This window comes from Mesorhizobium sp. GW821-FHT04C10, from assembly GCF_059420305.1.
Map to the genome: position 1 here is coordinate 657,010 of NZ_JBWKTL010000001.1, position 14,439 is coordinate 671,448.

Here is a 14,439-nt window from a genome sequence, read left to right on the forward strand (position 1 = left end):
CTTCATGTCCCGTCGCCTGACATCCGGCCCAGGGCGCGGTTCGTCGTCTCAATTTCCATCCGTCCCTGGTGCATCCGGCCCGTCGAGTGCTGCGCTGCAGCATCGAATCCGGCTTGACATAATTAAGACTTAGTGAGTAATTGCTCACAGCCAAGGCAAATGCTCATCTTGGTTCATGGGAGGAATTTGATGAAACTTCGCACGCTCACCCTGGGCTTGTTGTCGGCCAGCGCCCTCGCCTTCGCCGCACACGCCGAATCCATCACCATCGCCACCGTCAACAATGGCGATATGGTCCGCATGCAGAAGCTGACCGACGACTTCACCAAGGCTAACCCCGACATCCAGCTCAACTGGGTCACGCTTGAAGAAAACGTGCTGCGCGAACGCGTCACCACCGACATCGCCACCAAGGGCGGCCAGTATGACGTGATGACCATCGGCACCTACGAGGTTCCGATCTGGGCCAAGCAGAGCTGGCTGCTGCCGCTCGACAAGCTCGGCGACGACTATGACGCCAAGGACATCATTCCGGCCATCGCCGGCGGTCTTTCGGTCGACGGCAAGCTCTATGCCGCGCCCTTCTACGGCGAAAGCTCCTTCGTCATGTACCGCAAGGACCTGATGGACAAGGCCGGGCTGAAGATGCCCGACGCACCGACCTGGGACTTCATCAAGCAGGCCGCCGACAAGATGACCGACCGCGCCAATGGCGTGAACGGCGTCTGCCTGCGCGGCAAGGCCGGCTGGGGCGAGAACATGGCCTTCCTGACCGCCATGTCGAACTCCTTCGGCGCCCGCTGGTTCGACGAGAACTGGAAGCCGCAATTCGACCAGCCCGAATGGAAGAACACGCTGCAGTTCTATGTCGACCTGATGAAGGCCGATGGCCCCGAGGGCGCGTCCTCCAACGGCTTCAACGAAAACCTGGCGCTCTTCCAGCAGGGCAAGTGCGGCATGTGGATCGACGCCACCGTCGCGGCGTCCTTCGTTTCCGACCCGAAGAACTCGACCGTCGCCGACAAGGTCGGCTATGCGCTGGCGCCGGACAATGGCCTGGGCAAGCGCGGCAACTGGCTGTGGGCATGGTCGCTGGCCATTCCAGCCGGCACCAAGAAGGCCGACGCCGCAGAGAAATTCGTGTCCTGGGCGACCAGCAAGCACTATGCCGAACTGGTCGCTTCGAAGGAAGGCTGGGCCAACGTTCCTCCGGGCACGCGCTCCTCGCTCTATGCCAATGCCGAGTACCAGAAGGCGGCTCCGTTCGCCAAGATGACGCTGGACTCCATCAATGCCGCCGACCCGACGCATCCGACCGTCAAGCCGGTGCCCTATGTCGGTGTCCAGTTCGTCGCCATCCCTGAGTTCCAGGGCCTTGGCACCACTGTAGGCCAGCTCTTCTCGGCGGCTCTTGCCGGCCAGTCGAGCGTCGACGATGCGCTGAAGCAGGCCCAGGACGCCGCCACCGCGGCGATGACCGAGGGCGGGTATATCAAGTAAGGCTCCTCCCGGTGCCGAATGCCGGTTGCCTCCTCGACCGGCAACGGCCGCCCGAGTTCCCAGCTCGGGCGGCCGCCTTCAACGCCTGTGAAAATTCAGTCTGACCATTGAAGGGTGACCGTCATGGCTACTCAGCAGACCCGTTCGCTTGCCCGTTTCATGATGGCGCCATCCGTTGTGCTGCTGTTCGTCTGGATGGTCGTGCCGCTGGCACTCACGCTCTGGTTCTCCTTCCAGCAGTACAATCCGCTCAACCCGATCCGCGACGGATTCGTCGGCTTCTCCAACTACGCGCTGTTCTATTCCAACCCCGCCTTCCTGCAGTCGATCCTCAACACCCTGATCCTGGTGGTCAGCGTTCTGTTGATCACGGTGATCGGCGGCATCCTGCTGGCGCTCTTGATCGACCAGCCGATGTGGGGACAGGGGATCGTGCGCATCCTCGTCATTTCGCCGTTCTTCGTCATGCCGCCGGTGGCCGCACTGGTCTGGAAGAACATGATCATGCACCCGCAATATGGCGTGTTCGCCGACATAGCGCGCTTCTTCGGGATGCAACCGATCGACTGGTTCGGGCAGCACCCGCTGACGGCGATCATCATCATCGTCGCCTGGCAGTGGCTGCCTTTCGCGACACTGATCCTGTTGACCGCGCTGCAGTCTCTCGACGGCGAGCAGAAGGAAGCCGCCGAAATGGACGGCGCCGGCTTCATCAGCCGCTTCATCTATCTGACGCTGCCGCATATGTCGCGCGCCATCACCGTGGTCATCCTGATCCAGACGATCTTCCTGCTCTCGGTCTATGCCGAGATCCTCGTCACCACCAATGGCGGCCCCGGCTACGCCTCCACCAACCTGCCCTTCCTCGTCTACCAGAAGGCGTTGCTGGAGTTCAAGATCGGCCAGGCATCCGCGGGCGGTGTGATCGCCGTCATTCTCGCCAACATCGTCGCCTTCTTCGCCATGCGCGCGGTCGGCAAGAACCTCGACAAGTAAGGGAGGACAAGATGGCACGTGCAGTCACCACCCAGCACAAGACGATCGCGACGGTTGCCGCCTGGATCGTGGCCCTGCTGATCTTCTTCCCGATCCTCTACACGATCATCACCTCGTTCAAGTCGGAACAGGAGGCGATCCAGGGCTTCAACCTGATCCCGTCGGGAACGTTCGAGAGCTATACCGAGGTTCAGGCGCAGAGCGGTTACTTCAAGTTCTTCTTCAATTCGGTGCTGCTCTCGGTCGGCTCGACGGTCCTGGCCCTTCTGGTCGCCATTCCGGCGGCATGGTCGATGGCTTTCTCGCCGACCAAGCGGACCAAGGACATCCTGATGTGGATGCTGTCCACCAAGATGATGCCCGCGGTCGCCGTGCTGTTCCCGATCTACCTGATCTTTCGCAACCTCGGACTGCTCGACAGCCGTATCGGCCTGATGGTCATGCTGATGCTGATCAACCTGCCGATCGTGGTGTGGATGCTCTACACCTACTTCCGCGAGATCCCCGGCGAAATCCTGGAAGCGGCCCGCATGGACGGCGCCTCGCTGTGGAACGAGATCATCTATGTGCTGACCCCGATGGCCGTGCCCGGCATTGCCTCGACCATGCTCCTGAACATCATCCTGGCCTGGAACGAGGCGTTCTGGACGATCCGCCTGACCACCACGGATGCTGCTCCGCTGACCGCCTTCATCAGTTCCTTCTCCAGCCCGCAAGGCCTGTTCTGGGCCAAGCTTTCGGCCGCCTCGACATTGGCGATCGCGCCGATCCTGATCATGGGCTGGTTCAGCCAGAAGCAGCTGGTGCGCGGCCTGACCTTCGGCGCCGTGAAGTAACACCGCCGCACGCAACGGACGACGGACAATAACCCCTCGGGGAGGAAACCATGGGAAACATCACGCTCAAGAACGTCTCCAAATCCTTCGGATCGACGTCCATCATCCCCGGCCTCGACCTGGTGATCGAGAATGGCGAGTTCGTCGTCTTCGTCGGCCCGTCGGGTTGCGGCAAGTCCACGCTGCTGCGGCTGATCGCCGGGCTGGAGGACACCAGCGGCGGCACCATCAACATCGACGGCCGTGACGTCACCGGCGAGGCGCCGGCCAAGCGCAAGCTGGCCATGGTGTTCCAGTCCTACGCGCTCTACCCGCATATGACGGTGGCCAAGAACATCGCCTTCCCGCTGAAGATGGCGGGCGAGGACCAGGCCACCATCGACAAGAAGGTGAAGGACGCGGCACGGGTCCTGAACCTCACCAACTACCTCGAACGCCGGCCGGGCCAGCTCTCCGGCGGCCAGCGCCAGCGCGTCGCCATCGGCCGCGCCATCGTGCGCCAGCCTTCGGCCTTCCTGTTCGACGAGCCGCTCTCCAACCTCGATGCCGCGTTGCGCGGCACCATGCGCCTGGAGATCAGCGAACTGCACCATCAGCTGAAGACCACCATGATCTATGTCACCCACGACCAGGTCGAAGCCATGACCATGGCCGACAAGATCGTCGTGCTGAACGCCGGCAACATCGAGCAGGTCGGCTCACCGATGGAGCTCTACAAGACTCCGAACAATCTGTTCGTCGCCGGCTTCATCGGCTCACCGAAGATGAACCTCATCGAGGGCGCGCCGGCGGCCAAATATGGCGCCAAGACCATCGGCATCAGGCCCGAGCATATGCAGATCTCGACCACGGCGGGCGAATGGAAGGCCACCGTCGGCGTTGCCGAACATCTGGGCTCCGACACTTTCCTGCATGTCCAGACCGAGGGCGTCGGTCCGCTGACGGTGCGCGCCGACGGCGAGCTGGCTGTCCATCACGGCGACACGATTTATCTCACCCCCGACAAGGCCAAGCTGCATCGCTTCGGCCCTGACGGCAAGGCGATGGCGAAGTGAGGCTGAAAGACAAATCGGCGCTGGTCACGGGATCGGCGCGGGGTATCGGCAGGGCCTTCGCCGAAGCCTATGTGCGCGAGGGCGCCACGGTAGCGATTGCCGACATCAACCTCGAGGCGGCGCGGAAAACCGCCGCCGAGATCGGCGACAAGGCCTATGCGGTCAAGCTCGACGTCACGGATCAGGCATCGATCGACGCTGCGGTGAAGGCGGTGGAGAGCCGGACCGGCGGCCTCGACATATTGATCAACAACGCCGCCTTGTTCGACCTGGCGCCGATCGTCGACATCTCCAGGGCGAGCTACGAGAAACTGTTCTCGGTCAATGTCGCCGGCACATTGTTCATGCTGCAGGCGGCTGCCCGCTCGATGATCGCGCGGGGCAAGGGCGGCAGGATCATCAACATGGCAAGCCAGGCCGGACGGCGCGGCGAGGCACTGGTCGGCGTTTACTGCGCCACCAAGGCCGCCGTCATCTCGCTGACCCAGTCGGCGGGGCTCGACCTGATCAAGCATCGCATCAACGTCAACGCGATCGCGCCTGGGGTGGTCGATGGCGAGCACTGGGATCATGTCGATTCGCTGTTCGCCAAATACGAGAACAGGCCCAGGGGCGAGAAGAAGAAACTGGTCGGCGAGGCGGTGCCATACGGCCGCATGGGCACGGCCCAGGACCTTACCGGCATGGCGGTCTTCCTCGCCAGCGCCGATGCCGAATACATCGTCGCACAGACCTACAACGTCGATGGCGGCCAGTGGATGAGTTGAGGGGGGCGGCCTCTGTTTCTCGTCCCTCCGCGAGGAGCAGAGGCCAACATCAGAGGCTGCATCGGCCTTCGCAGGCATGCCGCCCTTATCCTCTCCCGGCTGGACCGGGAGAGGCGGAGTAACGAGGCCGGAGCCGGCCAAAGGGTAAAACAGATGACCGTGAAACTCTCTTCCGCCAATCTCGCGAACCTTCCCGCCAAGGTCGCGGGTCCGAAATATGACCGTGCCAAGCTGAAGGCCGGCATCGTCCATTTCGGTGTCGGCAATTTTCACCGCTCGCACCAGGCCGTCTATCTCGACGATCTGTTCAATTCAGGTGTCGGCCATGACTGGGCTCTGGTCGGCGCCGGTGTGTTCGAGGGCGAGAAGATCGGTCGCGGCAAGCTCCAGGAGCAGGACTGGCTGACCACGGTCGTCGAGCAGGATGACGGCCATATGAGCGCCCGCGTCACCGGCGCCATGATCGACTTCCTGACGCCGGGCGATGCCGCCGGCATCATTGAACGGCTGGCCGATCCGGCGATCAAGATCGTGTCGCTGACCATCACCGAAGGCGGCTACTTCATCGACCCGGCGTCGGGCAAGTTCAACCCGGCACATGCGGACATCGTCGCGGACGCCCAACCGGGCGCGACCCCGAAAACCGTGTTCGGCATCATCCTTGCCGGACTGGTGCGGCGGCGCGCTGACGGCATCGTGCCGTTCACCGTCATGTCCTGCGACAACATTCCCCATAACGGCCACGTCACCTCGGACGGCGTCATTGGACTGGCGCGGCTGATCGACGAGGACCTAGCCAACTGGGTAAGCGGCCACGTCGCTTTCCCGAACGCCATGGTTGACCGAATTACGCCGGCGACCACCGACCGCGAGCGCAAGATTCTGGCCGACGATTTCGGCCTGGAAGACAATTGGCCGGTGTTCTGCGAGCCCTTCAAGCAATGGGTGTTGGAGGATCACTTCACGGCCGGCCGGCCGGCCCTGGAGAAGGTCGGCGTCCAGTTCGTCAAGGATGTGTCGCCCTACGAGCTGATGAAGATCCGTATCCTCAATGGCGGCCATGCCACCATTGCCTATCCCGCCGGGCTGATGGACATCCACTTCGTCCATGAAGCGATGCAGGAGCCGCTGGTGCGCGGCTTTCTCGACAAGCTCGAGCATGACGAGATCATTCCGACGGTGCCGCCGGTGCCGGACACTGTGCTGGAGGACTATTACCAGCTCATCGAGAAGCGCTTCTCCAATCCCAAGATCGGCGACACGGTGCGCCGGCTCTGCCTCGACGGCTCCAACCGCCAGCCGAAATTCATCATCCCGACCATAGCCGACCGACTCAAGGCCGGCAAAGGCGTTGCCGGGCTGGCGCTGGAATCGGCGCTGTGGTGCCGCTACTGCTTCGGCACGACCGACAGCGGCGCCGTCATCGAACCCAACGACCCGAGCTGGGACCGGCTGCAGGCGACGGCAAGGGCGGCAAAGGATGCGCCCGCCGCCTGGCTGGCGATGGAGGACATCTATGGCGATGTCGGCCGCGCCACGGCATTCGTCGAGGCCTTCGGCCACGCGCTTGGCGTCCTGTGGGCCAATGGCGCCCGCGGCACGCTGACGCGCTATCTCGCCGGCAAGCTCTGAAAGCCATTCGACATCATGACGCCTGAACTGGTCATCTTCGACTGCGACGGCGTGCTGGTCGACAGCGAGGCGCTTTCCGTCTCGGCGCTGCTTGGCATGATCGAACTTGCCGGCGGCAATATCGGCGTGGATGCCGCCTACGAACACTTCCTCGGCAAGAGCATGAAAAGCGTGCGCGAGATGCTTGGCCGTGACTTCGGCCTGGAGATCACCGACCAGCACCTCACCGCCATGCGCGTCGACCTGATGCGAAAGTTCCGTGAGGAGCTGCAGCCGATCCCGGGCATCAAGGAGATGTTGCCCAGGCTTGGCCTGCCGTTCTGCGTCGCCTCTTCCGGCACGCTGGAACGCATTCGCTACGCGCTCGACGTCACCGGCCTGCTCGGGCTGATGGAGCCGCATCTGTTCAGCGCCACCATGGTGGCCAAGGGAAAGCCGGCGCCCGATCTTTTCCTGCATGCCGCGGCCAGCATGCGAGCCCATCCGCGCAAATGCCTCGTCATCGAGGACAGTCCGGCCGGCGTCGGGGCGGCGCGCGCGGCCGGCATGCGCGTCTTTGCCTTCACCGGCGGCTCGCATGCCGGCAACCCCGCATTGAAAGCGCGGCTTGCGTCGAGTGAACCGGACTTTATATTCGCTGACATGCTGCAATTGCCCGATCTGATTGCAGGCCTGGGAGCGAGAGTTAGAGCATCTTGACGAAACAGTTTGTTTGCGCGGTCGATGTCGGCACCGGGAGCGCTCGCGCGGGCATTCTCGACGCCAGTGGTACCTTGCTCGGCCGTGCAGATCGGCCGATCGCCATGAACCAGCCAAAACCCGATCATGCCGAGCATGATTCACGCGATATCTGGTCGGCCGTCTGCGCCGCCGTGCGTGCGGCGCGCGAAAAAGCCGGTGTGGCGGCGCAAGACATTGTCGGCATCTCCTTCGATGCAACCTGTTCTCTTGTGGTTCGCGACCGGCAGGGCGATCAGCTCAGCGTTTCGACCACCGGCGACAAGCGCTGGGACACCATCGTCTGGCTCGACCACCGCGCCATTGCCGAAGCCGACGAATGCACGGCGAGCGGCCACGAGGTGCTCAACTATATCGGCGGCGTCATGTCGCCGGAGATGGCGACGCCGAAGCTGATGTGGCTGAAGCGCAACCTGCCAAAGACCTGGAATGAAGCCGGCTATCTATTCGACCTGGCCGACTTCCTTACCTGGCAGGCGACCGGCTCGCTGGCCCGCTCGCAATGCACGCTGACGGCGAAGTGGACCTATCTGGCGCATGAGGAAAGCGCGTGGCAGCGCGATTTCTTCGAAATCGTCGGCCTGGATGACCTTTTCGAGCACGGCAATCTGCCGGAGCGCGCCAGTCCGGTCGGCGCCGACATTGGTCCGCTGACGGCGCAAGCGGCGGCGGAGCTCGGCCTGACGGAAAGCTGCCGGGTCGGCGCCGGGGTCATCGATGCCTATGCCGGCGCGCTTGGCGTGCTTGGCGGCTTTGCCGGCGATGAGCAGGATATCGGCCGTCACCTGGCGCTGATCGCCGGCACGTCGAGCTGCGTCATGGCGATGTCGCCCGATCCGCAGCCTTTCGCGGGTGTCTGGGGCCCCTATTACGGCGCGGCGCTGCCGAAGCTGTGGCTGTCGGAAGGTGGCCAGTCGGCCACCGGCGCCCTGCTCGACCACATCATCCGCTGGCACGGCGCCGGCGGCGAGCCCGACGCCGCGATGCACGCCAAGATCGCCAGCCGTGTCGCCGAACTGCGCGCCGCCGAAGGGGAGAACCTTGCCGCGCGGCTGCATGTGCTGCCCGACTTCCACGGCAACCGCTCGCCGCTGGCCGATCCGCATGCAGTCGGCGTCGTCAGCGGCCTGACGCTGGATTCCTCCTTCGACAGCCTGTGCAAGCTCTACTGGCGCACCGCCGTCGGCATCGCGCTCGGCGTGCGTCATGTGCTGGAGGCGCTGAACGAGAACGGCTACCTGATCGACACGCTGCATGTCACCGGCGGCCATACCAAGAACCCGCTGCTGATGGAGCTCTACGCCGATGCCACCGGCTGCACGGTGGTCGAACCGCTGGCCGACGAGGCGGTGCTGCTCGGCACCGGCATGGTCGCCGCCACCGCCGCCGGGTTGTTTCCCGACCTCAATGCCGCCTGCCTTGCCATGCAGCAGGGCGGCAAGAGGCGTGCCGCAAACCCGGGCGCTGGCGCCCGCTTCGATCGCGACTACCGGATATTCCTGGAAATGCACCGGCAGCGGCAGGCGCTCGACGCGATACGGTAGGCTTTGCGCTATTGCTTGCGCAGCGATGCGCCCGACGTCGCGTCGAACAGATGGATGCTCTCTTCCTCGAACGTGTAGCGCACAGGGGCGTTCAGTACCGGGCATTCGCGCGCCGGAACCAGCGCGCTGATCTCCTTGCCGCCTGAACCGAATGTCACCAGCGCGTCATTGCCGTGGAATTCGATGAGATCGGCCGTGCCTTGCAATATGCCGGCGGCACCGGCACCGGCCGTCTTCAGGTCCGGAGGCCGGATGCCGAGCACGGCGCGGTCGCCATGCTGCAGATGAAAACCCCGGCCCTCGACCGAAAGAACCGTTCCGGCACCGGTCAATATCCAGCCACTACCCGAGCGGCCGACCGTCACCTCGATGAAATTCATGTTCGGCGTGCCGATGAAACCGGCGACGAACATGTTGCCCGGCCGCCGATAGATTTCCGCCGGAGAACCGATCTGCTCGATGACGCCGTCCTTGAGCAGCACGATGCGGTCGGCCAGCGTCATCGCCTCCAGCTGGTCATGGGTGACGTAGACGGTGGTGGTCTTCAGCGACTGGTGCAGGCGCGCGATCTCGACGCGCATATGGTTGCGCAATTTGGCATCGAGATTGGAAAGCGGCTCGTCGAACAGGAACACCTTTGGCGTCTTGATCATCGCACGGGCAATGGCGACGCGTTGCTGCTGACCGCCGGAAAGCTCGGCCGGCTTGCGGGCGAGATAGGGTTCGAGCCCGAGCGTCCTCGACACCGCTTCGACCCGCTTGCGGATATCAGCCGCCGGCACCTTCTGGCGCCGCAGCCCGAAGGCGATGTTGTCGAAGATAGTCATGTGCGGATAGAGCGCATAGTTCTGGAACACCATGGCGATGCCGCGGTCGCCCGGATCGAGATCGTTGACCACCTTGCCGCCGATCGAGACCTCGCCGCCGCTGATGTCCTCCAGCCCCGCCAGCATGCGCAGCAAGGTCGACTTGCCGCAGCCGGACGGGCCGAGGAACACGACGAATTCGTGTTCCTCTATCGAGAGGTTGAGGTCGCGGATGACCGTGGTGGCGCCATAGGCCTTGTCGACATGGGAGCAAACGATCGCGGACATGATCAGCCCTTCTCGCCGCTGAGCAGGATCTGCAGCTTGACGTCTTGCGGGTTGCCTTCGGCAGCCCGTTCGAATGCCTTGATGCTGTCGGAGAAATCATAGGTGCCGGTGATCAGCGGCTTGAGGTCGACCTTGCCGGAAGCGATCAGCTGCAAGGCGCGGTCGAAGATGTTGGCGTAGCGGAACACCGTCTCGATGCGCACCTCCTTGGAGATCGCAGCCGGCACGTTGAGGGCGACCGGCTCCACCGGCAGGCCGACCAGCACCACCGCGCCACCCGGCCGAACGACATTGAACAGGTCGGCAAAGGCCTTCGGGTTGCCGCTGGCCTCGAAGACGATATCGGCACCCCAATTGCCGGTCGCGGCGGCAACGGCATCGGCCAGCGACTGCTCGCCAATATTGACCGGCACGATGCCGGCATACTGCGCGGCGATCGCCAGCTTGGGCGCGGAGAAGTCGGAGATCAGCACTTTCGAACAGCCGCCGGCAAGGGCGGCAAGCGCGATCATGATGCCGATCGGGCCGCAGCCGACGACGGCGGCGACATCGCCGGGAACGATGCGGGCGCGGCTTGCCGCCTGCATGCCGATGGCGAAGGGTTCGACCATCGCGCCCTCGGCGAAGGAAACATTGTCGGGCAGTTTGTAGGTGAAGGCGGCCGGGTGCACGGCATAGGGCGCGAGCACGCCATGCACCGGCGGCGTCGCCCAGAAGCGTACGTCCGGGTCGACATTGTAGATGCCGAGCTTGGTCGCACGCGACGACAGGTTCGGCACGCCTGGTTCCATGCAGACGCGGTCGCCGACCTTGAACGTCTCGACATTGGCGCCGATCTCGACGACCGTCCCCGCGGCTTCGTGGCCGAGCACCATCGGCGCGCGTACGACATAGCTGCCGATGGCGCCGTGCGTGTAGTAGTGCACGTCGCTGCCGCAGACGCCGACCGTGTGGATGGCTATCCTGACGTCGTCCGGCCCGACATCGAGCGGCAACGCGATCTCGCGCAGCGACAGTTCGCCTTTTTTCTCAAGCACCAGTGCCCGCATCGGGGAAATCCTCACATCAAGTCTTTTTTTGCCGGAAAACGGAATTCAGGAAACCGCTGAGCACGCCGAGGAACAGCAGGGGCGGCAGCGACAGGAGCACGACCGAGGCGTTCAGAATGCCCCACGGCACATTCATGCCCTGCTGGGAGAGTTCCGAGGCGACGATCGGCAAGGTCTTGGCATTGGAACTCGACAGCATCAGCGCGATCAGGAATTCGTTCCAGACCAGCACGAAGCTGAAGGCGACCGCCCCTGCCAAGGAGCGCGCGGCGACGGGCAAGGCAATGCGCCAGAACACCGAATAGGCACCGTAGCCGTCGACGAAGGCTGCTTCCTCGATTTCCTTCGGCACGCTTTGGAAGGCGGGGATGGCGAGCCACATGATCACCGAGATGGTGAGCAGCGAGTAGGTGATGATCAGCGCCGGCAAAGTGTCGTAGAGGCCGACCTGCAGCCAGATCACCATCAGCGGAATGGCCACCGCGACCGGCGGCAGGAAGCGCAGCGACAGCACGAAGAACTGGATGTCGCCGGCCCATCGGTTGGGGTAGCGCGCCACCGCGTAGGCCGCCGGCAGGCCGAGCACGACGCCGATCAGCACGGCCGAGCCACAGGCGACGACCGAGTTGTAGAGCCCTGTGAGCACACTGTCGCGGCCAAGGATGTAGCCGATGTTGGCCCATGTCGGTGTGAACACCAGGCGCGGCACGCGGGTGATGATGTCGACATTGTTCTTGAGCGCATTGAGCGCCGTCCACAGCAGCGGAAACACGGCCAGGAATCCAGCCAGCCCCAATATCGCCTTGCCGATCAGTCTGCCGGGCTTCATGCCTGCACCCGCTTCCACAGCATGGTGAAGGTGATGACGGTGGCGATCATCATCAGCACGGCCATGGCCGAGGCGTAGGAGACCTTGCCGGACTCGATGAAGCCTTGCGAGAAGGCGTACATGTCGAGCGTTTCGGTGGCCACGCCCGGTCCACCGCGGGTCATCACATAGATCAGGTCGAAGGAGCGCAGCGATTCGATCATCTTGACGAACATCAGGCTGATCAAGGGAGCCTTAAGCATCGGCAAGGTGACATAGGCGTGGATCTGCCAGCGCCTGGCATGGTCGAGCCGTGCCGCCTCGATCGGCTGCGGCGGCAGGGTTTCGAGCAGCTTCAGCACGATGACGGCGAAGAACAGCCCCCACTGCCAGACATCGACCGAAGCGACTGCGAACAAGGCCGTCGCCGGCTTCGACAGCGGATCGAAGATCAGCCCGCCTGTGATGAGCCTGTAGGGGTAGGTGGCGATGCCGTAGAGCGGATGGTAGGCGAATTTCCAGACGAAGGCCGCCGAGACGCGCGGCAACAACACCGGGATGATGAACAGCAGGCAGTAGACATTGCGCAGGCGCGGGCTGGCGACCTCGAACATCAGCACGCCGAGCCCGATCGCCACCACCATCGTCGCGACAACGGTGACGATCTCCCATTTCACCGACACCCAGACCGCGTTGAGGAAGCGGCGGTCGAGAAACAAGTCATAGAAGTTCGAAAGCCAGACCCAGGAATAATCGGGCGTGCTCAACTCGCGGTTCTGCAAGGCGATGACAATGGCGTAGAGCGTCGGCACCATCGACAGCACCAGAAGGATGGCGATGGTCGGAACGACGAAGGTGACAGGGAGCGACGTGCGTCGGGCCATTGGCATCTATCCTCGCTTGCGTCTCGATGGTGTCGGCATGACTTGCTCGTTGGGCAAAGTTCCCGCGGCGCGCAGGTCCCGGCATTGCGGACAATGCCGGGACCGCGCGCCACGGGCGGGAGGATGGCTCTATTTCTTCTTCGCCAGATCGTTGGCATAGGCCTCGAGCTCGTTGAGGCCGCCCTTGATGTCGGTGCGGGTGCCGGTGACCAGTTCCTCGAGGATGATGCCCCAACGGTCGCCGAGATCGGGCCAGCGCGGATCCTGCCAGAAGTTGACCGCAGTGACCTTGCCGGTCGCCGCCAGCGCCTGGCCGAGATCGGCGCCGTAGATGTCGGCGAATTCCTTGCTGGACAGGATGCTGGTGCGGTTCAGCTCGCCGAACTGATGGGCGTCGAGCCGGCGCTTCTCGTTTTCCTTGGACGTTGCCCAGGCGATGAACAGACCGGCGCATTTCTTCGACGCGTCGTCGGCATTGGCCTTCGCCGCGATGGCAAGGCCATGACCGTAACCGCCGCCGGGCAGTGGCGAGGGCGGCGGCAGGAAGCCGATCTTGCCGACCACCTGCGAGGTCTTCGGATCGACCGCCATGCCCGACAGCGGCGTCGATTCGACGAGGATGGCGACCTGGCCGGAGAGGAAGGCGCCGGTCGATTCATCCCAGCTGCCGGTCTGCGTGCCGGGGGCCGAATCCTTGAAGAGTTTCAGATAGGTTTCGGTCGCCTTGACGGCGGCGTCCGAATTGAAGACCGGCTTGTCGCCGTCAAACCACTGACCGCCATAGGCCTTGAAGAAGGGCATCCAGCGCCAGACATTGGCGCCCGAACCGCGTGCGCCGCGCAGCGCGATGCCATACATGCCCTTGTCCGGATTGGTGAGCTTCGGCACATCGGCGATCAGTTCGTCGAGTGTCTTGGGCGGCTGGATGCCGGCGGCCTCGAGCACGTCCTTGCGGTAGACCATCAGGTCGCCGCCGCCGGTCAGCGGCGCGAACCAGACCTTGCCGTCATAGGTCGCGACCTTCTGACGGCCGGGATCGAAGTCGGCATAATCATAGTCAGCCGGATAATAATCGGTCAGCGGCACGATCCATTTCGACGAGGCGAACAGAGCGACATTGGCTTCGTCGACATAGTAGACGTTGTAGTTGCCGACGGTGGACGCATCGGCGCGCGATTTCGCGCGGCGGTCGTTTTCGTTCAGATAGTCGATCTGGAAGCCGGCGCCGGCAAGCTTCTCGAACTCGGCCTTGGAGTCCTCCAGAAGCGTCAGGCCGTCGCGTGGCTGCGCCAGCACCTTGACCGGTGCCGTGCAGACCGGCGCCTGCGCCAGCGCGATGGTTGATACGGTAGCGGAAAGCATGAAAGCTGCGCCCAAGCCCGCAGCGAGCCGAATTGGTTTCATTGATTTTTCTCCTCCAGGAACACTCGCGGGAAGCGGACGTCCTCGGGGTCTGCGATCCTCACCATCGCCCGAGCGACAAGCCACCCACCGCCAAAATGAGGAGTTCAACCGGACCAAGCTAGAAGCCCCGTT

The 14,439-nt window shown here is 63.6% G+C and carries 13 protein-coding genes; 8 read left to right on the plus strand and 5 right to left on the minus strand.

Annotated elements, in window-relative coordinates; all coding sequences use genetic code 11:
* Positions 1-189: 189 nt before the first annotated feature.
* The 8 genes from AC07UC_RS03080 to AC07UC_RS03115 all read left to right on the plus strand — a co-directional run bounded on the left by AC07UC_RS03080 (position 190) and on the right by AC07UC_RS03115 (position 9,068).
* On the plus strand, positions 190-1,500 hold the full coding sequence (locus AC07UC_RS03080; protein ID WP_140770629.1) for an ABC transporter substrate-binding protein: 1,311 nt from the start codon (positions 190-192) through the stop codon (positions 1,498-1,500).
* Positions 1,501-1,623: 123 nt separating this feature from the next.
* A complete protein-coding gene (locus AC07UC_RS03085; protein ID WP_140770631.1) occupies positions 1,624-2,496 on the plus strand; it encodes a carbohydrate ABC transporter permease in 873 nt (290 codons plus the stop codon).
* 11 nt (positions 2,497-2,507) lie between these two features.
* Complete coding sequence (locus tag AC07UC_RS03090; protein ID WP_140770633.1) at positions 2,508-3,332, plus strand: carbohydrate ABC transporter permease; 825 nt, start codon at positions 2,508-2,510, stop codon at positions 3,330-3,332.
* Between the two features lie 50 nt (positions 3,333-3,382).
* A complete protein-coding gene (locus AC07UC_RS03095) occupies positions 3,383-4,387 on the plus strand; it encodes an ABC transporter ATP-binding protein (protein WP_140770635.1) in 1,005 nt (334 codons plus the stop codon).
* Positions 4,384-5,154, plus strand: coding sequence for an L-iditol 2-dehydrogenase (locus AC07UC_RS03100; RefSeq protein ID WP_494903965.1), 771 nt, complete (start codon positions 4,384-4,386; stop codon positions 5,152-5,154). Before AC07UC_RS03095 ends, AC07UC_RS03100 begins: the two co-directional genes overlap by 4 nt.
* Positions 5,155-5,307: 153 nt before the next feature.
* Positions 5,308-6,786, plus strand: coding sequence for a mannitol dehydrogenase family protein (locus AC07UC_RS03105; protein ID WP_494903966.1), 1,479 nt, complete (start codon positions 5,308-5,310; stop codon positions 6,784-6,786).
* Positions 6,787-6,801: 15 nt separating this feature from the next.
* Entirely contained in the window at positions 6,802-7,485 is a 684-nt protein-coding gene (locus AC07UC_RS03110; protein ID WP_494903968.1) for an HAD family hydrolase, read from the plus strand.
* Entirely contained in the window at positions 7,482-9,068 is a 1,587-nt protein-coding gene (locus AC07UC_RS03115) for an FGGY-family carbohydrate kinase (RefSeq protein WP_202325047.1), read from the plus strand. The genes AC07UC_RS03110 and AC07UC_RS03115 overlap by 4 nt, the downstream gene beginning before the upstream one ends.
* A gap of 8 nt (positions 9,069-9,076) precedes the next feature.
* Here AC07UC_RS03115 and AC07UC_RS03120 read toward each other — a convergent pair whose 3' ends face one another.
* From AC07UC_RS03120 to AC07UC_RS03140, 5 genes are all read right to left on the minus strand, one after another.
* Entirely contained in the window at positions 9,077-10,162 is a 1,086-nt protein-coding gene (locus AC07UC_RS03120; RefSeq protein WP_494903969.1) for an ABC transporter ATP-binding protein, read from the minus strand.
* 2 nt (positions 10,163-10,164) lie between these two features.
* On the minus strand, positions 10,165-11,211 hold the full coding sequence (locus AC07UC_RS03125; protein ID WP_494903971.1) for an NAD(P)-dependent alcohol dehydrogenase: 1,047 nt from the start codon (positions 11,209-11,211) through the stop codon (positions 10,165-10,167).
* A 16-nt stretch (positions 11,212-11,227) separates the two neighbouring features.
* Positions 11,228-12,040 carry a carbohydrate ABC transporter permease gene (locus AC07UC_RS03130; RefSeq protein WP_494903972.1) on the minus strand — a complete coding sequence of 271 codons (813 nt, stop codon included), beginning with the start codon at positions 12,038-12,040 and terminating at the stop codon, positions 11,228-11,230.
* Positions 12,037-12,903: a carbohydrate ABC transporter permease gene (locus AC07UC_RS03135; protein WP_202325050.1), complete on the minus strand. Its 867-nt coding sequence runs from the start codon at positions 12,901-12,903 to the stop codon at positions 12,037-12,039. The genes AC07UC_RS03130 and AC07UC_RS03135 overlap by 4 nt, the downstream gene beginning before the upstream one ends.
* 129 nt (positions 12,904-13,032) lie before the next feature.
* The gene (locus AC07UC_RS03140; RefSeq protein ID WP_246682883.1) at positions 13,033-14,265 is read right to left on the minus strand and encodes an ABC transporter substrate-binding protein; all 1,233 of its coding nucleotides are present in this window, start codon (positions 14,263-14,265) and stop codon (positions 13,033-13,035) included.
* Between the last annotated feature and the right edge of the window lie 174 nt (positions 14,266-14,439).